The 18,131-nt window shown below is 64.4% G+C and carries 10 protein-coding genes; 7 read left to right on the forward strand and 3 right to left on the reverse strand.

Going from position 1 to position 18,131, the window contains the following annotated elements:
* Window positions 1–140: 140 nt before the first annotated feature.
* From rlxS to R9J51_RS07090, 6 genes are all read left to right on the forward strand, one after another.
* Complete coding sequence (rlxS, locus tag R9J51_RS07065) at window positions 141–2,090, forward strand: relaxase/mobilization nuclease RlxS (protein ID WP_179506251.1); 1,950 nt, start codon at window positions 141–143, stop codon at window positions 2,088–2,090.
* Window positions 2,091–2,161: 71 nt separating this feature from the next.
* Window positions 2,162–2,584: a CopG family transcriptional regulator gene (locus R9J51_RS07070; protein ID WP_432787914.1), complete on the forward strand. Its 423-nt coding sequence runs from the start codon at window positions 2,162–2,164 to the stop codon at window positions 2,582–2,584.
* Window positions 2,581–2,805 (forward strand): helix-turn-helix domain-containing protein, encoded by a 225-nt coding sequence (locus R9J51_RS07075; RefSeq protein ID WP_179506252.1) that lies wholly within the window; start codon window positions 2,581–2,583, stop codon window positions 2,803–2,805. The genes R9J51_RS07070 and R9J51_RS07075 overlap by 4 nt, the downstream gene beginning before the upstream one ends.
* Window positions 2,802–3,023 carry a hypothetical protein gene (locus R9J51_RS07080; protein WP_179506253.1) on the forward strand — a complete coding sequence of 74 codons (222 nt, stop codon included), beginning with the start codon at window positions 2,802–2,804 and terminating at the stop codon, window positions 3,021–3,023. The genes R9J51_RS07075 and R9J51_RS07080 overlap by 4 nt, the downstream gene beginning before the upstream one ends.
* Before the next feature lie 505 nt (window positions 3,024–3,528).
* On the forward strand, window positions 3,529–4,722 hold the full coding sequence (locus tag R9J51_RS07085; protein ID WP_169041869.1) for a GNAT family N-acetyltransferase: 1,194 nt from the start codon (window positions 3,529–3,531) through the stop codon (window positions 4,720–4,722).
* 312 nt (window positions 4,723–5,034) lie between these two features.
* Window positions 5,035–9,327, forward strand: coding sequence for a hypothetical protein (locus tag R9J51_RS07090; protein WP_179506254.1), 4,293 nt, complete (start codon window positions 5,035–5,037; stop codon window positions 9,325–9,327).
* A gap of 167 nt (window positions 9,328–9,494) precedes the next feature.
* On the opposite strand, the gene R9J51_RS07095 is transcribed toward R9J51_RS07090, so the two are convergent.
* Entirely contained in the window at window positions 9,495–13,292 is a 3,798-nt protein-coding gene (locus R9J51_RS07095) for an SIR2 family protein (protein WP_179506255.1), read from the reverse strand.
* Between the two features lie 136 nt (window positions 13,293–13,428).
* Here R9J51_RS07095 and R9J51_RS07100 point away from each other — a divergent pair, with 136 nt between their 5' ends.
* Window positions 13,429–14,493, forward strand: coding sequence for a DUF4238 domain-containing protein (locus R9J51_RS07100; RefSeq protein WP_169041872.1), 1,065 nt, complete (start codon window positions 13,429–13,431; stop codon window positions 14,491–14,493).
* A gap of 270 nt (window positions 14,494–14,763) precedes the next feature.
* Here R9J51_RS07100 and R9J51_RS07105 read toward each other — a convergent pair whose 3' ends face one another.
* Both R9J51_RS07105 and R9J51_RS07110 read right to left on the reverse strand, forming a co-directional pair.
* On the reverse strand, window positions 14,764–15,552 hold the full coding sequence (locus R9J51_RS07105) for a hypothetical protein (RefSeq protein WP_179506256.1): 789 nt from the start codon (window positions 15,550–15,552) through the stop codon (window positions 14,764–14,766).
* Window positions 15,553–15,938: 386 nt separating this feature from the next.
* Window positions 15,939–18,083: an SEC-C metal-binding domain-containing protein gene (locus R9J51_RS07110; RefSeq protein WP_432787915.1), complete on the reverse strand. Its 2,145-nt coding sequence runs from the start codon at window positions 18,081–18,083 to the stop codon at window positions 15,939–15,941.
* Between the last annotated feature and the right edge of the window lie 48 nt (window positions 18,084–18,131).

Here is an 18,131-nt window from a genome sequence, read left to right on the forward strand (position 1 = left end):
TCCGGTTGCGAGATGCATGCCCAAGAAACCGTTTCCCTGCAGGCACTTGCCGCGAGACAGGCGTGGAGGCCCTTGCAGCCTCGCGCGCGCCACCCCTGATTGCGGGTTCCGGCAGGAATTCCAGCATCGAGGAAGCGGCAATGGACGACAGGTTCGAGGTATGGCTGGGTCATATCGGCAAGGAACGGCCCATGCGCCATGACCTGCGCCGGGCGGTCAACCAGGCTGGTGGTTCACGCCTGGCGAAGGGGCAGACCAAGCCCCGCTTCACCGGCGCCCGGACCGGGCGAGGTACCGCTGCCGGACGGATGGTTGCCGGTGCGCCGCGTCACGGCGGCGCGGGTGTCCGTCGGGTGGTGGTGAAAGCCCGCTTTGTGAAGCTTGCCGGTAAGGGGCTGAAAGCGGCAAGTGCGCACCTCGCCTACCTGCAGCGCGATGGCACCACGCGCGAAGGTGAGCGCGGCACGCTCTATGGCCCTGACAGCGACCACGCCGACGGCAAGGCCTTCCTCGAGCGCGGCGCTGGTGACCGCCACCAGTTCCGCTTCATCGTCGCACCCGAGGACGGGGAGCAATATGCGGACCTCAAGCCGGTGACGCGGCGGCTGATGAAGCAGATGGAAAAGGACCTTGGCACCCGCCTCGAATGGGTGGCGGTGGATCACTTCAACACCGGCCATCCCCATACCCACATCGTCGTGCGTGGCGTCGACGAGAACGGCAGGAACCTGATCATCGCCCGCGACTACATCAGCCAAGGCATCGCCGCGCGCGCTGCGGAGATCGTCAGCCGCGATCTTGGGCCTCGGACCGAGCAGGAGATCGCCACCGCCAACGCCCGCGAAGTGACGCAGGAGCGCTTCACCAGCATCGACCGCCGCCTGCTGCGCGATCTCGACGGACAGGGGCTGGCTTCGGCCTGGCATGCCGACCCGGCCGAGCAGGCCTTGCGTGCGGCGCGCCTGGGCACGCTGCAGGCGATGGGTCTGGCGGAGAAGGAAGGCAAAGGCCGCTACCGCCTCGATGACGACTTGGAAGCCACGCTGCGCGCCATGGGCAAGCGGGGCGACATCATCGCCACGATGCACGAGCGGCTGCGCAGCCATCCCGAGGTGTTGCCGCAGGACTATGCGGTCTATGCCCCGGCCGAGCGCCAAGTCCTCGTCGGGCGCGTGCTCGACCGGGGGCTCGCCGACGAGCATGGCGATCGCCATTACCTGATCGTCGAGGCGACCGATGGGCGCACGCATTTCGTTGATCTCGGGCACGATCTGGCGGATGGGGCGATGAAGGATCGGCTGGTCCGGGTATCTCCGACACCGGTGGAGGTGCGGACGGCCGACAGGGTCATCGCCGAAGTCGCCGGCGCGAACGGCGGGCGTTACAGCGTGGACCTTCACCTGGCGCATGACCCTTCCGCTACCGATCGCTTTGCCCAGGCCCACGTGCGCCGTCTCGAAGCCCTGCGCCGCGATGGCGCGGAAGTGCAGCGCGAGCCCAATGGCACATGGACGGTCGGCCCGGATTACCTCAGCGAAGTGCTGCGCCATGAAGAGCGGCAAGCACTCCGGCGCCCGGTCACCATCGCGATGCTGACCGACCGGCCGCTCGAACAGCTGATCCATCACGATGGCGAGACCTGGCTTGACCGCCAATGCGTCGCGACCAACCCCGAGCGTCTGCAGGGACGCATCGGCACCACGATCGGCCAGTCGCTGCAGCAGCGGCGGCAATGGCTGATCGAACAGGGCTTGGCGGCGCAAGAAGGGGATACGATCCGCTATCGGGCCAACTTGCTGGCGACGCTTCGCCAGCGCGAACTGAACCGCGTCGCAGCCCAGCTCGCGCAGGAGCTTGGGTTGGAGTTCACGCCCGTGCAGGGCAACCATGTCGAGGGCACCTATCAGCGCGCCATTGCCATAGGCGGCGAAAAGTTCGCCGTGATCGCCAAGTCACGCGAGTTCACGCTGGTCCCATGGCGTCCGGTTCTGGAGAAGCAGTTGGGCCGCCAGGTCACCGGGACCATCGAGCGCGGCGGCGGCATTGACTGGACCTTTGGGCGGCAACGTTCGGGGCCGCAGATCGGGTGAACAACCAAAGCACGCCGGGGACACCGGAGAGGCTCTGTTGCCAAGTCCATGGACTGCGCATCATCGCCAGCATGCAGACCCGCAAAACCCGCCACCAGTTCTACTTGCCCGACCATCTCTCGGCGCGGCTTGATGCCATGGCAGCTGAGCCGGGCGAAACGAAGACGACTATCCTGAGCAAGGCGCTCGGCACGTGGTTCCAGCGAGCCGACGATGAACAGATAGGCGCACAATTCGGCAAGGCGCTGGCCAGGCAGGTGCGCGCCGTCGAACGGCTAGAGCAGCGGCTCGATTACCTGACCGAAGTGCTGGGCCTATTCGTGCGACACCAGCTGACGCTGACCGCGCACCATCCCGCCTTCGATGCCGAGACCCAGCGCCGGGGCCAGCGCCACTATGACCAGTTCGTCCGGACGGCGGGCGAATTGGCTGCGCGAAAGGCCAACGTGAAGGCCAATGCCGCCCCATCCAACAGCGAGGAGAACGAGCCATGAGCAGCCCGTCCCAACAGGCAAAGCCCGAGCCCTACAGAACAGATCCGCTGACGGTCCGAATTCCCGAGGCGTGCCGCCTCACCGGCATCGGCCGTTCGAAGCTCTACGAACTCATTACCGACGGCAGCATCGAGATCGTCAAGGTCGGCGGCATGACGCTTATCCCCTTCGAGAGCCTGAAGCGGCTGATTGCCGATGCCCGCGAAGGAGCTCGGCTATGAGCATCCATCCCATCCTGCTGCGGGCTTTGCTGACGGCGGTCGTCGCGGAAATCAGCGATGAGCAGCGCGACGCGCTCGCCTCCGGTACAATTGCGGTCAGGATTGCGGCGGAAGATCGCCTTGTAGATGACCTCATGGCCGCGATGGCGATCGCAGATCGTGGCAGGGGGCAGACGGGAGTCGAGTCTGCGGCAGTTCAAGTCCATTCCGCTTCATAGCGGCTGTCCTGCTCCGGTTTGCGCTTAGCACGGGAGTCTGCCCCAGATTACCCTTGCTAAACTCTTTGGCACATGAGCCCAAAGGCAGTTGTTGGGGACGTTCCCGAAAGTCCGCTTCGGGTGCGCAAGCTAGCGAAAGCCGCCTCTCGTTCACGTGCGCCGTGACGTCCGCTAGGTTGGGCGTATTCCGCATATTGACCGCGCAGCCTGACGGCTCCGGGCTTAAAGCTCGAAGTGCGCGATCTCGACGTGAGCAGCTATAGCGCCTTCGATCTCGGCATTTGTTCGACCCAGGCGGGGACTGTTCATCGCCCTTATCTAAGGTTTGTGGCGCGGATGGGCCGCGCTCAAGGCTGTGGCCGTGCGGCTGCTGTCCCTCGCGCGTCTACGGCCGCCGAAAGACCTGTGCGGCTGAAAAAATCGTAAGGCGGTGTCCGCCAACGATTAATAACATGCGCCTTGGGCTCGGCGCCTGTGGCACACTCCTGGTAAGGGAGACGCTCCGATGAACCGTATCGACCCCGCCCAGCTCAAGGCGATTTGGCAGGCTCTCCAGGAAGCCCCGCCGATGCGCAGCAGCTTTTCGGCCAGGGCCATCCTGAAGCGGATCGCAGACGAGGGCTGGCTGCACGAATTCGAGCTCGACGATCTAGCTTACGCCTGCGAGCCACGCACGCGCGGCTTTCGCACGGGCTTCGACCTCAAGGCCCTGTCCGAAGCATTGGGCTACCGCTGGGTGACGACCTATGATCGCCCGCGCATGCGATCGGTCGGCGCGGTCGGCGGCGCCACGCTCGCCTCTGCCGATGCCGCGGCATTCCTGCTCGATCTCGAGACGCTGGGCTTCGCGTTCGATCCCTGGCCTCTCATCGAACGGATACGCCCGGCGATCGCCGAGCAGAAGCGTGTCACCAACGCCGAACTCACGGTCTTTTGGGCACCCAAGATGAAAGACCGCCAGAGCGTCACGCTCGTCGCCGAGGATATGTGGCACCGCGGCAAGCTGCTCAAAGGCAAGCTTGCGAGCGGCCGCCGCTACGAAGCCTGGCTGGGGCCGGACGGCGCGGTCCTTCGGCTAGAGGTCAAAGGCCCCAAGCACCGCAAGACGGGCGAGCCAGTCGAAACCAGATGCCCCGATTGCGGCCAGACCTGGTACCGCGGTGATCCCGATTCCAGCGCGGCCCATCGCCGCGAGCACAAGCGGCGCATGCATGCGCTGGACCCGCAGCAGCTGGCCAAGATGATTGCGGCGCAAGGATCCGAAGCCGAGCCCGAACTGGTGACTGCCGCCTCGCCCGCCTGGAAGCATTTCGAGATGTACGAGCGGGCGCGCGCCTTCAAGCGCGAGGAACGCTATGATTTCGTGCAGTGGGGCGGTCCCGACGGCGACGACGATCCGCACGTCCATGGCTTTCTAATGAGCGACGAGGAAGGCCGCATCCAGGGCGCGATTTCGTTTCGTTGGCGCGACCCCGAGGACAGGCCTGGCTTCTGGGGCCTGCAATGGGTCTGGGTCTCGCCCAAGCATCGGCGATCGGGCGTCCTATCCCGGCGTTGGTCAGTCTTCCGTGCGCGTTTCGGCGACTTCTGGGTCGAGTCTCCCGTTTCGGAAGAGATGCAGGCCTTTCTGGCGAAAAAGGGCGACGCGAAGCTCATGGAATGGCCGGAGCACGGCTCGCCATTGGGCACGCCGGCCTAATGACAAGACACTTACGTGTCTCGCCCACGGCGCAAAGTGCGGACGGCGGGGCTCGACCCGCACTGGAATTCCAGGCGGATTTTGTGTCCGCTGCGTCTACCATTCGGCCACGTCAGACCTGTCCACCAAACGTGTGAGCGCGACAAGCCTGCATGCGTGCTTGCACCGTAGTGATCCTGGGAGGGACGCAGGCCTCTCCTTACCGGAGCGAAACCACCTGTGGATTCCGCACCTTTGTTCCCGTTCTGATTTCATGCGCCGAGTGCTATTGCTCGCAGTCCATTCTGCGGATTTCGACGACACGAGCACGCCTTGACCGACAGCTACATCGCCCTGGACCGAACCTTCCACGAGCTATCCTTAAAAAGCGGGGACAGCGACGAGTTCGATTATCAGCGGCTGACCTTCGGCAAGGGCCTGACATGGCAAGATCTCACCGCGCGCTGGCGTTCGGTGATCCTGTCCGAGGCGGGTTCGGGCAAGACCGAGGAAATCCGCCAGGCAGCCCGCTCGCTTCGCTCGGGCGGTGAGCACGCCTTTTTCCTGCGCCTCGAGCATGTCGCCGACGATTTCGAGATCGCGTTCGAGGAGGGAAGTCTCGCCGAGTTCAAGCAATGGCTGTCATCGCAGGACGAGGGATGGCTGTTCCTCGATTCCGTCGACGAAGCGCGGCTGCGCGAACCGAAGGACTTCGAGACGGCGGTGCGCAAGATCGCCCTGCGCATCTCGGCCGCGCTTCAGCGCACGCACGTCGTGCTCACCAGCCGCGGCTCCGCCTGGCGGCCGGTCACCGACCTCAAGCTCTGCCAGCAGCATCTCCGCTACCTCCCGCCGGCCAAAGAATCGAACGCTATCACCGAAGGCACCGGGGCCGCGCAGGAGGAGGCCGCGCCGGACAAGCACGCGAACGCGTTCACGATCGTGGCGCTCGACGATCTCAGCCGTTCTCAAGTCGAACGTTTCGCCCGGGTGCGCGGGATCGCCGACCCGGAGCCCTTCCTGGACGCGATCGAGCGCGCCGACGCCTGGTCTATGGCGGCTCGGCCCGACGATCTGAGCGAGCTCGTCGCCTATTGGGACAAGCACCAGAGCATCGGCAATCGCCTGGAGCTGATGCAGGCCAGCATTGCGCGCCGGCTCTTGGAGCGCGATCAGGCCCGCGACGAGGCCATGCCGCTTTCCCGCGACGACGCCGAACAGGGCGCGCGCACGGTCGCGGCGGCAGCGACGATGGCGCAGGAAGCAACCATCCGGGTGCCCGACGGAACGGAAACCACGGCGGGCATCGCCGTCTCCGAAGTGCTGCCCGGGTGGGACAGCAAGAAATGCGCGGCCTTGCTCACCAGGCCAATCTTCGATGAGGCGATCTACCAGACGGTGCGCTTCCACCACCGCACAGTCCGCGAATATCTGACGGCGGAGTGGCTGCAGAGCCTACTCGACCGCGCGGCGTCGAGGCGCAAGGTCGAAGCGCTGCTGTTTCGCGAGCAATATGGTCACGAGGTGATCGTGCCGACCATGCGGCCGGTGCTGGTGTGGCTGATCCTCCTCGACAGCAAGATCCGCGAACGCGCCCTTGCCCTATCGCCCGAGCTCATCTTCGAAGGCGGCGAGCCCAAAGCGCTTCCGCTAGAAACGCGCCGGGCGATCCTCGTCGAGGTCTGCGCGAAAATCGACACCGACGTCACCCGCGGGCCGACCGGCGACTTGCGGGCGATCCAACGGTTCGCCGACAAAGATCTTGTCGGCGACATCAAGACGCTGATTGCGAAATATGCGGGGAATTCGCAGCTCCAGTGGTTCCTCCAGCGCATGATCTGGCAAGGCGAACTGGTCGATGCTCTGCCGGAGGCGAAGGCCGCTGCCTCCAATCCGAAGCTCGATCGCTACGCGCGCATCGCGGCCTTCCGGGCCGTTCGCGCTGTGGGCTCCCCGGAGGACATGGCCGCTATTCGCCAATCCTTCCTGACAGAGGCCGCCACGCTCAATCGCGAATGGTTCGCCGAACTGCTCACCGGACTGCCGCCGACCGCATCGTCGGTCGATTGGGTGCTTGCTTGTATCGGCAAGCTGCCGCCCCGCGAGCGCAATCGGGTCGATGGCCTCGGCAGCGCGCTCGAAGCCTTCGTGCAAGCACTCGGCCTCGAGGAGCTGCCCGTGCTCGTGACGGGACTCGACGGCTATATCGCCAAGCGCCCGGTCGTCGCGCGCCGCCACTGCGAAATTTCGCAGCGGTTCGGTTGGCTCATGAAAAGCGCGGCGCAGGCGACCGAAAGATTGGTCGCCGCCCGGCATCCGGCGGCGCTGGAGACGCCGACGCTGTCGATCATCCAGAAGCTTCCCGCGGCGCACTATTACCGCGAGTGGGACGCGCGCGAGATCCGCGTCGACTTCGCGAGCCTAGTCCCGGCCTGGCCGGACCTCAATCACCGATTGTTTTGGCACGACACCGCGCAGGCGCGCCGCTACCGGAACAGGAAGCTCAAGGAGCGGGTCACGCAATATTGGCAGGTCGCGAACTTTGCCTCCTACTGGCTGTTCACGCCTGAGGATTTCGAGCGACTTCTCGCCGACATCGCCCTGCGGCCTCTGCGTGACGATCGCCTGGTCGCCCTGTCCGCCGCCTTCAGCCTCTATGTCCAATCCAAGCGGCCCAAAGCATGGCTTCGCCGGCTTCAGTCGGCGGTTAACACCACCCCCGTTTTGCGCGCGGCGCTGGACGGCCATCTCCATCCCGCGCCGCCGACCGACGAGCAAATGGATTGGCGCCGCGAGAACGCGAAGTACCGCCGCAGCCAGAGACGGCGTGAAGCGGCCGAAGCTAGGCGCGAGCAGAAGTTCAAGGCGGAGGTGGCGCTGAATATCGCGAAGCTGCGCGGCGAAGGCCTGAAGAAGCCGACCGACATCTTCGGGTTCCAATATCACCTGCACGAGCGGATGCGCGAGCTCGACCCGCAGTCCAACCAATGGACGGTCGGCAATTGGCAGGTCTTGGAAACGGAGTTCGGCGCCGAGGCGGCCAAGGCCTTTCGCGACGGAGTCGTCGCCTATTGGCGTCGCTACAGGCCAAAGCTGCGCTCAGAGGGCAAGGCCGGCAACCAGACTCCGTTCGCCGTGATCTTCGGGCTCACGGGGCTCAATATCGAAGCGCGGGAAACGTCGGATTGGGCGTCCACGCTCGGCGATGCCGAGATCGACACCGCCTTTCGCTATGCGATGGACGAGTTGAATGGCTTTCCCGATTGGCTGCCCGAACTCTTTGCCCTCCATCCTGAATTGCTCAGCCGCCTGCTCCTGCGCGAAGTGGACCGCGACTTGCGCATCGAGACCAGCAAGGTCGAAAGCCACTATGTCCTCTCCGACCTCAGCTGGAGCGGCCAATGGGCCTGGCCGGAGATCGGCGCGGGCATTTTCGCGCGGCTCCAGGCTCGCGAGCCCAAGAACATGAAAAATCTCGGTTACATGCTGAATATTGTCCACGGCGCGCAGGTCCAAAGGCTTGACCTGGCCCGCTTGGCGCAGACGCGAAGCGCCGATCGCCGCCTCGACCATGCCGCGCGGTGGTTCGCGGTGTGGACCGGGATCGAGCCCGGCGCCGCGATACCCGCACTTACGCAGCGCCTCGCCGCCATCCGATCGCCGGCCAACCAAACACGGTTCGCCATGCTGTTCGTTTCCTATCTTCTGGGTGGGCGGCGGACCGATGCGGTGAACGACGATGCCTTCCGCAGCCCCGGGCACTTGAAGAGCCTCTACGCGCTCATGCATCGCTACATCCGCGAGAAAGAGGATATCCAGCGCGCAGGCGGCGGGGTCTATTCGCCAGGTCTCAGGGACGATGCGCAGGATGCCCGCAACCAGCTCTTCGCGCTCCTCAAGGAAATTCCAGGAAAGGAAGCCTATCTGGCCCTGGTTGAGCTGGGACACCTGCATCCGGAGCCGTCCTCGCGCCCCTGGATGCAGCACCATGCGAAAGCCAAGGCGCAGCTCGACGCCGACAGCGAGCCGTGGTCGATCACCCAGACGCTCGACTTCCAGGGCAATCTCGAACGTACGCCCCGCAATCACCGCGAGCTGTTCGAGTTCGCCCACCTGCGCTTGCTCGACTTGAAGGACAATCTCGAGCATGGCGACAGCAGCATTGCCGGCATTCTCGTCAAGGGCGCGACCCTCGAGACCGACATGCGCAAATATATCGGCGACTGGCTGCGCCAGAGCGCCAACGGCCGCTTTCATATTCCGCAGGAGGAAGAGCTCGCCGACGCCAAACGCATCGACCTGCGCATTCACGGCATGGGGTTCGACGCACCCGTCCCGGGCGAACTCAAGCTTGCCGACAAGTGGACCGGTCCCCAGCTGTTCGAGCGGCTCGAGAACCAGCTTTGCGGGGATTACCTGCGCGACACGCGTTCGAGCCGCGGGCTTTTCGTCCTCGTCTACCGTGGCGAGAAGCAGCGCTGGGAGCTGCCGAGCACCAACCAATCCGTCGATTTCGGCGGTCTGCTCAAAGCCCTCCAAGCACGCTGGTCGCAGATTTCCAGCGCGTTTCCGGCTATCGACGACATCGCGGTGGTCGGGATCGACCTGACCGTGCGGAACAGTTGAGGTTGCGATATTTCGCACAGCTCGCCGTGGCCTGAAGCGCCCTGCCTGAGCTCTCCCCTCAATGAAAGTCGTGGCGGCGGATGCGCATCAATTCCTCCTCGTCGGGGACCAGATTGAACGGCCGATACGACAAGGTGCGTCGTTTCGGAAAGCCCGAGTCGCGCGGGTCAGCGCTGACGTCGCCGCCTGAGTTCAGCAAGGCGCGGGTCCGATCCAACGACTGGATCTTCGCCGAGGCGGGCGAGAACGTCCTCGATCCTGTAGGGCCATTGCTGCGCGTCGTCGCCGAGCACCGCCCAGAGGAGATCGAGAAGTGCCGCCGGGTAGCGATAGGCCGGGTGCGGGCTGCCATTGCTGGTGAAGAGCATCATGTGCATCGAGGTCGACCGGGCCGGCACCAACCGCGGCAAGATGGCTTCGACCACTGCGGGCATCTGATCCCCGCTTCCCAGCGCAAGGTCGACCAGCCGCGCGGAGACGGCAGGATTTCGCAGCGCCCGCTGCTTGGGCCAGACGGTGCGCAAAAACGGAATCAGTCGCTCGGGCCAGCGGGTCTGAACATTGTTCGACCAGTGGCCGAGATGCCAGAGGAACTGGCCGCGCAGTTTGTCGTCGGCGTGGATCAGCACCTCGCGCAGTTCGACATCGCTCAATAGCCGCTCGGGTTCGGCGGCGTCCGCTTCGCCGCCCCAGCCGCCTAGCAACATGCCGGCGATGACCTCATTGTTCTTGCGGCGGGCGGAAGTCTGCCGGGCGCGCGCAATCAGGCCGGGCTTGATGCGAGCGAACAGGTCGCGTGACGGGAACCGCGCGGTCCAGAAGATACCGTCCCAGACCGCGGCGCCGTCTGCGCCCTCGTCGCCAATCGCGGGTAGGATCGCGCGTTCGGTCCAGGCAGGATCGACGTTGAACAACCAGTTATAGTGTGCGCCGAGCATTACCAGGGCGTGCCGGCGACGATCGCCGGGCAACGCCAGGAGATGGTCGGCGCGATTGGTCCAGGCCTCGGGGAAGCCCCCGCCGACGATGCGATCCTGCGTCATCGGATCATCGAGGAGGAGACGCGCGAGCCGGCCGGTGGGTGCGTTCAGCGCATCGTCGGCCCAACTTTGATCGGGGCGATGTGGGCGATGGTCACCGACAATCGCGAGTGCTTCGACGACGCGCTCCCACAGCGCAGGCAGCACGGCTGCCGCATCGCCATAGAGCCGGTGACCAATCCGCTGCATCCAGTCCGAGACGGGGTAGACGATGGTGTTGAGCAGCGGCAGCGGGAGTTGCCGTAAGCGGCCGGCGATCAGCGCGATCATGCGCACCGAGTCCTTGAGCCGCGCTTCGGCATAGAGAAAGCCCGACCAGGCGGAGAGCGATGCTTCTCCAGACTTTGCGACATGCACAAGCGCCGCCAGCGCCCGCAGCGGCCGGGCTTCCGCCAGACCGCGAAACGGCGCCCGCTCGACATGGGAGAAGAAGTCTTCCCGACCACCCGCTTCCCGGGCGGCGGCAAGGATTTCGGGGATCGGCGTCTCGAGGATGGCGTCCGGCGTGGTGTCAGTCTCGATCGTATAGACTTCGGGCGCGTGCGAGTCCGCGGTGTGATCACCGATGGCCGAGGTCCACTCTGGATCTAGCGGGCGCAGCTTTGCCATTTCGGCCTCGACGTCGAACCGGAACGTCACGCCCTGCGAGACAAGCCAGTGCAGGCGGCTCAGCCGGTAGCGGGCTTCCGCCCGGCTCGACCCGCCGCAGACCTCGTCGCTCCACGGATAGGTCGTGGTGAGAAGCCGCTGCTCAATGGCGGCACGCGATTCTGCCGACAGGTTCGGCCAGAGGTCCCGGATAGCAAACAGCAGATCGCGCTGGTGATGCGTCGACCAGAAGAGCTCGTCCGACAGAGCGAGCAGGACCGACGCGCCATCATCCGGGTCGACGATCCCGGTGGCCGCGGCCCAGACGCGCAGGCGCGCGAAGACATAGGGATCATTGGTTGACCATCGCTGGAACTCGGCGCGTGCCGCCGCCGGGTCCAGTACGTTGAGGCGGGCCACCCATTCCATGAACAGCGCGATCGGCCCGCGAATGCCGAACTCGCCCATGCCGAGTGGCGGTCCGCCATCATCGGGGCGCGTATGTTCAAAATGAACATAGTCGTCCCCGCTAAGCTCCCGTTCGAGCGAAACCCCCAGTTCGAGATGCCCGCGCAAATGCGCAATCGCCTCGGCAAGCTGGGCGTCGGGCACCTCCAACGCGTCGTGCGGGCGGGGATATTCGACATCGAGATGTACGAGCTTCTCGGGCGGTTCTTCCCAGAAAAGGGGGTGTCGCACGCCATACGCCTTGGTCGCAGTGATCTGCGGCTTGAAGAGGTCGACATAGGTCCGGACCAGGGAAGGTGACCATCCCTCCTGCCGGCTTCGCGCCTCGATGTCGTAGCGCGCCATGTCCGGGTCAGGCCGCGTGTCTGCCCGGGCCGCGAAGTACCAGCGCCACTGGCTGCGGATTGCCTCGGGGAACCGGTCCGGGTCCTGCCGCAGCCAGGATTCGATACTGCGCGTAACATCGGGATGGAGAGCCGTCTGGTGACCGGCCCACCACAAGGCGATGGGCTGATGCGCGATCCGTTGGAGCCAAATGCCCAGGCTGTTTAGACGGGACGGCAGCGGGGCAAGTTCGCGCGCCGAGCCGCCCCGCAAGCCAGCAAGCGTCCCCTCCGGCGTGTCATCGGTATCGGCGCGATTGAACGCGAAGACATCAAGGGCCTCGGGCGGCACCTTGCGATTGCGCTGGAAATCTTCGCCCGCGTCGGGATCGAGTGGTGGATCGGATGCCAAGCCGAGTGCACTGAGCGGATCGAATTCCGGCGATTCATCGACATGGGGCTCGATCTTGTCGGGCGTGGCGAAACGGTGCTCCGGGTCGAAGGCGAGCAGCCAGCGTGCGTCGAGCGGCGTATGAGCGGTCGCGAACCGACGCGCGCCTTCGCTGGTCGACATGATCTCGGCGATCTGCGCGCGGACATGCGGATCAAGCGCCATAGGGCCGTCCTGCGCCTTAGCGAGGAGGCCGTCATACCAAGCGTCGATATTGCTGGCCCGATCCGCCCACGCGGCAAGTGTATCCCAGAGTGGACCGAAGCCCTTGCTGCTGTCGAACGGGATCGCCTGGACGCCCTTGTGTTCCCACAAGGCCTTGGCGGCTTCGCTCTCGCCATCCTGGAAGGCGTAGAGGCGCTTGCGGGTGCCTGCCTGCAGGTTGAGTGCTTCCAGCAGATATTGGACCGGCGGATCTTCGGCGGTGTAGCCGACAAAGACGATTTGGAACCGGGATAGAAGCGACTGTATGAAGCGGGTTGCCCAGCCGTCGGACAGATAAGCACGCCCGAAATCGGCGCTGGAGACGACGAACTCCTCATCGGCCGGTTGCCGGTAGCCAGGGTCAACGCGGCCATGGAGATGCACGATGCCCCTAAACTCGAGATCGCTACGGGGATCGGGCAACCTTGGCGGCCCGGAGTGAGGCAGGTCCGGTTTGCAGGCTTCGAACAGCAGATCGAAATTAGTGGTGACGAGTCGCGTCACGCCGGCCCGGGACGTCGCGAGGGTCAACAGGGTGCGGTGTGCCCCGAGGCCCGCGCCTGGCGCGGGCGTGATGGCTTCGGCCACGGCGGCGCGGACATCGGCAACCTCGAATTCGCGTTCAAGCAGGCCGAAAACCCGATCGGTCGCGAGCAGGCCACCGACGCCGGCCATGCGGCCCGTCTCCAGCGCCTTGGTCAGGAGCGACCGCGCCGGGCTGTCCTGAGCGGCGCCGAGAATATCGATGACGTTGCGGCCAAGACGCTCGAAATTGGGGAGGCCGGCCTCATGCTGAGAAACGCCCGCGCCGCAGAAGAAGATGACGTCGCCGGCATCGCGCGCCACGAGCAACTCGTCGGGAATTGATGGACCGTTCGGAATGAACTGCATGAGACTATTACGGACTAGAAGCGCTTCCCGTCCACCCCCTGAAACTTGGACCCATCCGGCGAGCGCGTCGATTGTCACGCGAGCGCCGCGCAACCGGCAATTGCGACAGGCCACCCAAAATCGCTAGACGTGATGCATGTCAGGCAAGAAGCAGCACTTCATTCCGCAAAGCCTTTTGATCGGCTTCGGCTTTCAAAAGGGCAACCGCACCTACGTGGTCGCCTACACGCACGAACGCGGCATCTTCACGCCGGCGACCGACGGCATCGGCGCCGAGCGGAACTTCTACTCGGAACTCGCCGTGGAAGCAGTCAGCAAGACCCTCGATGATGAGATCACGGACTACGAGCAGGCTTTCCCGAAAATCCTCTCGAAACTCCGAAATCTCAAAGACGGAGAGCGCGTTGATGACCGGGCGGCGGCAGAATTCGTCACGCATCTGGCGGTGCGCAATGATCATTTCCGCAAGTCTGTCACGGGAGGTGCGACCCAGCTCTTCAGCGGTATGGCCGACATGTTCGCCGACGAAAGCACTGCTAGGGGAATGCTCGGCTTGAACGGCGAACGGCCCACAGGCGCTTTCGCGGATCAGATCGCCAAGGCATGGATTCAATACGGACCGATCTTCTCGCTCGTTGGAATGACGGAAGCGACCTTCACCGCGATATTCTTCGCTGCCGCCAAGGACGGATTTTCCTCGTTCCACGACGAAATGTCGGCGCAGATCGCGGCGACGTTCGAGGCAATGATGAACGACCTCCCGAAGGTGGCGGCGAGTTCCCAGCGCAAGAGCCTCTCCCAATCGCTCGCTCCGCCGCTGCGCATCGAAAAGCTCGGTGCTCTGGAATGGCGCATCCGTCACACAGACGTCGTCTTGGTGCTCCCGGACTGCGTGTCGGTGGCCTTCGGTCGGAACGGTGAAACACATCCCCTGATGCTGGCCGACCTCGACGAAACGGAGATTGTGGCCATGCCGTTGACGTCGAACCGTCTGTTGACTGGATCGCGTGGCGGAGCGGAAGTGGATCTGGCCTCGCTCAACGATGCCTTCGCCGGCTGTTCGTGGGATTTCTTCGTCGCGCGGGATCGAACGGCCGAACTGGAGGCCAAACGCGCGCGCCTGCGCAGCCGCGTTTCCGCAGTCGTCGATAGTATTGTGACGGAGACGCTGGATGAAGCCGCGGCGGGTGGTAGGTATTGACCTCGCTTTGACTTGTGCCGGCGTTTTTGGCGCAGTGCAATTAGGCACTCGACAATAGTTTCAGACCTTGCGGCGAGACTTTGGCGGGCACGTCCCGGCAGTTTTTGACACACTGAACGAAGGGCCGCTTTCAGGAATAGAATCTCGACCGTTGAAAGGCAACTATAGAGGCGTAAACTATCTGGCTGTTCCGACTGGTCTGAAGCGTCGGCCAGAATCCGATGCAAAATTATCGGCAATAGGGTTGCGGCGATAAATTCTCGATTTGGTTCAGGGGCAACCCGATCGCGACTGCACCCGCGCGATGAGCCCATTGATGAAGGCGAAAACCGCTGTCTCGAGCTTTACGAAATCTCGGTGGCTCAGGGCGTCTAGGATATCGACGCTGATATCCCGCGCAAAGGTGCGAATGCTGCCGTTGGCGGGAAGCGGCTCTTGCAGAATATCGGACAATACCGAGACCGACTTGAGTTGCTGATTGTTCGGCGTCTTAGCGACCAGCCACTCATCAGCGTGGCGAAAATTATTGCCCGCCGCCTCAAATGCCTCGCCCACACTGCGACCGTGCATCAACGGCCCGACCGCTCTCCATTCATCCATCGTGGCACCGAGATCGTTTCTCAAAGTGGCCGCCGCCCTGCCGATAACGAGGATGATAGTCCCAGCGAGTACACCGCGAGACTCCTGAATTGCCCCGATCCGTTCGTTGATTGCGTGCAACGCCGCTAGATCGAGGCCGCCCAACAGTCCTTTGTCCGGATGCCACGCGGTGCTCCCCAAGCTGTCCATTTCCGATTGGGCCTGCTCTTCCTCGGCTTGGGAAGCGACGACCATGTCGAACAGCGTTCGTAACGTCGGGAAATTGTATTGCCAGAATTGAACGAAGCGGACCACCGCGGAGTATTTCTCGTCGTTGAGCATGAGATCGCCCCAGCGGGTCATTGCGATATCGCCATCGCGTATCGTTAGATCCCCCGGTGCTTGCAAAATCGTTATGCCATTTCGCGCGACCAACTCGTCATAGGATGGAACGCTATGGACGTTGACGGTCTGGTTCATGCTTCATTCCTTTGGGTGCATGAATACAGAAAGACGCGGACGCTTGCTATCGAGCAATTTAATTTGCTGGTTATAAATGATTCATAGCGCATAAAGCTGCCGATAATGTTGCATCAATTTCGTTTGCGCCGCTAATGGCCCATTGTGTCGCTTCGCTGTCCCTGAATGGAGGACGGGTTCCGGGAACCGAGTTCAGACGAGGGAATGGCCGAGATCGAGGCGACCGCGGCAAAATGCCCAGATGGGCGGCTCGCGACCAGACCCGGTCTTTCGGATCAACAACCGCGAACGTCTGCTTTTGACAAGAGCTGCCTCTGGATCGCTACGACGCGGGCTGTCGGGAAGCTGCCTCATCTCGGCCGCTGTGGTCTTCAACCGCGTCTCGGCTAGGGCAGGCAGCACTTTTTGTACTTGAGGCCGCTTCCGCACGGGCAGGGCTCGTTCCGCCCCACCTTGCGCGCGGGTGCGCCGGCCAGCCGCTTTCGACCCGGGTTCGCGTGGGCCTTCTCAGCATAAGCCCGTGCGTCGGCGTCGAGGGCGGCGTCGAACGTCCACTTGCCGCGTAGCTCCATACCCGCCTTTGGCATGCCGTCGTCCTGACGGATTAGGAGCCCGTGCCACTGCTTGGCACGTTGCATGTATTTGCGCCGCTCGCAGTGTCGACGCAACGCGTCTAGTGCCTCGCGGTTCGGCGCCGGGTTGCAGTGGACGGTCAGACCGGCCGACGTGCCGTCGAAGATGAGGGTGAAGTCGTGCCTCAGGCCGTCGGCGCGGGTGCGGGCGGCCATCTGCGCCAGTCCCGCGTCGAGGTCGGTTAGCGTGTCGCCGCTCAGCGTGAGGAGCATCATGCCCAGTTCGATCAGCGACGGATCGTCGCTCTGCTCGATGTTCCTGAGGATGCGCCCGGTGAGCGTGGTGCCGAAGCGGTCCAGAAAGCCTGCGGGGGTGCGGCGGCCGACAAGCCCCTCGCGGCGCACCGTCATCGCGGTGTCCAGGTCGATGGCGCAACTGTCGTCGATCATGCCCAGCGAGTAGCCGGAGTCTAGCCAGAGGTTGTTCGACAGGTGGTAGCCGAGGACCGCATACTCGTTGGTCATCGTAACCCGGTCCGCCATCCCGACCCTGCGGTCGAGGAAGCTCAAGAACCGGAGCGGGGTGTCGAGCATCTCGGCCAGGACGTCCACCATGAACACGTCGGTGGGCAGTGGCGGCCGGATGACCTCGTCGATCCTGGGCTTGAGGAACTGGCGGGCCTGCACGGTCAGCGCCGGATAATGGTCGGCAACCACGCAGACCGGGTAGATCATGCGGGGCGTCGCGATTCGCAGCTCGGTACCGTCCGCCAGTTCGAACCTCAGCCCGGCCTCCCTGAGCGCGTCGGCGCTGACGAGCGCCTGTTCGTAGGCGTCCTCGACCGACTTCTTGAAGTCGTCGCGGAGCTGGAGGTCGTTGCCCCGCCTTGCCTCGAGGGTCAGCCGCTTGGACTTGCATTGCAGTACGACAGCCCGGTCGGCGAAGGTAACCAGGACGTCGATGTCGGTGACGGTCCTCGACCCGCGCAAGACGGTGACGCCGCGGTGGACGTTCCCCGCCCCGAACACCGACGCCAGCCGCTCGGCCGCGAATTGCTCCGTGAAGGCGCCGCGGTGCGCGGACGCGGTGGCGCGGTATGCGCGGTCCGCTACCATCCAGTAGAACGGGGAATCGTAAAGCGCCTCGAGCAGCCCGTAGGCCTGAAGAGAGACGTAGCCCCCGTCCCGCGTGGCGATCAGCGGTTGCGCGCTGGCGAGGTTGAAGTCGCCGAGCGTCGCGAAACCCTCGTTGCAGGGCGGGGTCGGGGCGGTGAACGCGTCGAGCACCGCGGCCGCCACCTCCGTCCCGACACCGGCGGCGGCCGCCGCCTCCTCGGCTGAGAAGGTGTAGCCGGGCAGCGGCGACCAGTCGTGGCTGGAGCGCTTCGCCGGCCCCGGCAGAGTCTCGGCCAACTTGCGGCTGCAGAGGTCCTTGGCCGCGACCACGACGTCGTGGGCGTCCTGAATCCCGAACCCGCGATGGGCCCGCAGCCACCCGTCGTCCGCGCCGTACTTGCGCAGCGCGAGCTCGGCATACTGAAAGCTGTAGGCGGATTCCGCGCCGTAAAAGATGGGTTCGCGCAGCACCGTCCCACCGGTGAATATCGAGGCCTCGTCTACCTGCTCGCCCGCCTGTCTGCGCCTGAAGCCGTCGGCGATCGCCTGCCACATGGGGCGTCCCAGCGCGTCGTGCAGTTCCTGCAGGAGCTCGTATGACCGCGCGATCATCCGCTCGAGGTCTTCGGACGACGGTTGCGCGAAGTCGATCGCGCCCTTCAGCATGAGGCCGATGAGCGTCGTGTATTCGGTGCGGATCGTACGCTCGCGGCTGTAGGAGGCCGACATGACCTCGGGCGTCATCGCGCCGGCGTAGGAGATCATGTTGTCGCGGACGCCGATGCGGGCGAGCGCGTGTATGTATCCCGGCGAAGTGCACAGCGCCTGCAGCTCGTCGAACACCGCCTGCTCGGCGCGCCCGTCGAAGGCGGGGCCTAGCCCGGTCGCGGG

Source organism: Novosphingobium rhizosphaerae (assembly GCF_050920675.1).
In the GTDB taxonomy this organism is placed as follows: Bacteria; Pseudomonadota; Alphaproteobacteria; order Sphingomonadales; family Sphingomonadaceae; genus Novosphingobium; species Novosphingobium rhizosphaerae.

Coding starts and splice junctions, on each gene's coding strand:
- rlxS (WP_179506251.1), top strand. CDS start 141: ATGGACGACAGGTTCGAGGTATGGCTGGGTCATATCGGCAAGGAACGG.
- R9J51_RS07070 (WP_432787914.1), top strand. CDS start 2,162: ATGCAGACCCGCAAAACCCGCCACCAGTTCTACTTGCCCGACCATCTC.
- R9J51_RS07075 (WP_179506252.1), top strand. CDS start 2,581: ATGAGCAGCCCGTCCCAACAGGCAAAGCCCGAGCCCTACAGAACAGAT.
- R9J51_RS07080 (WP_179506253.1), top strand. CDS start 2,802: ATGAGCATCCATCCCATCCTGCTGCGGGCTTTGCTGACGGCGGTCGTC.
- R9J51_RS07085 (WP_169041869.1), top strand. CDS start 3,529: ATGAACCGTATCGACCCCGCCCAGCTCAAGGCGATTTGGCAGGCTCTC.
- R9J51_RS07095 (WP_179506255.1), bottom strand. CDS start 13,292: ATGCAGTTCATTCCGAACGGTCCATCAATTCCCGACGAGTTGCTCGTG.
- R9J51_RS07100 (WP_169041872.1), top strand. CDS start 13,429: ATGTCAGGCAAGAAGCAGCACTTCATTCCGCAAAGCCTTTTGATCGGC.
- R9J51_RS07105 (WP_179506256.1), bottom strand. CDS start 15,552: ATGAACCAGACCGTCAACGTCCATAGCGTTCCATCCTATGACGAGTTG.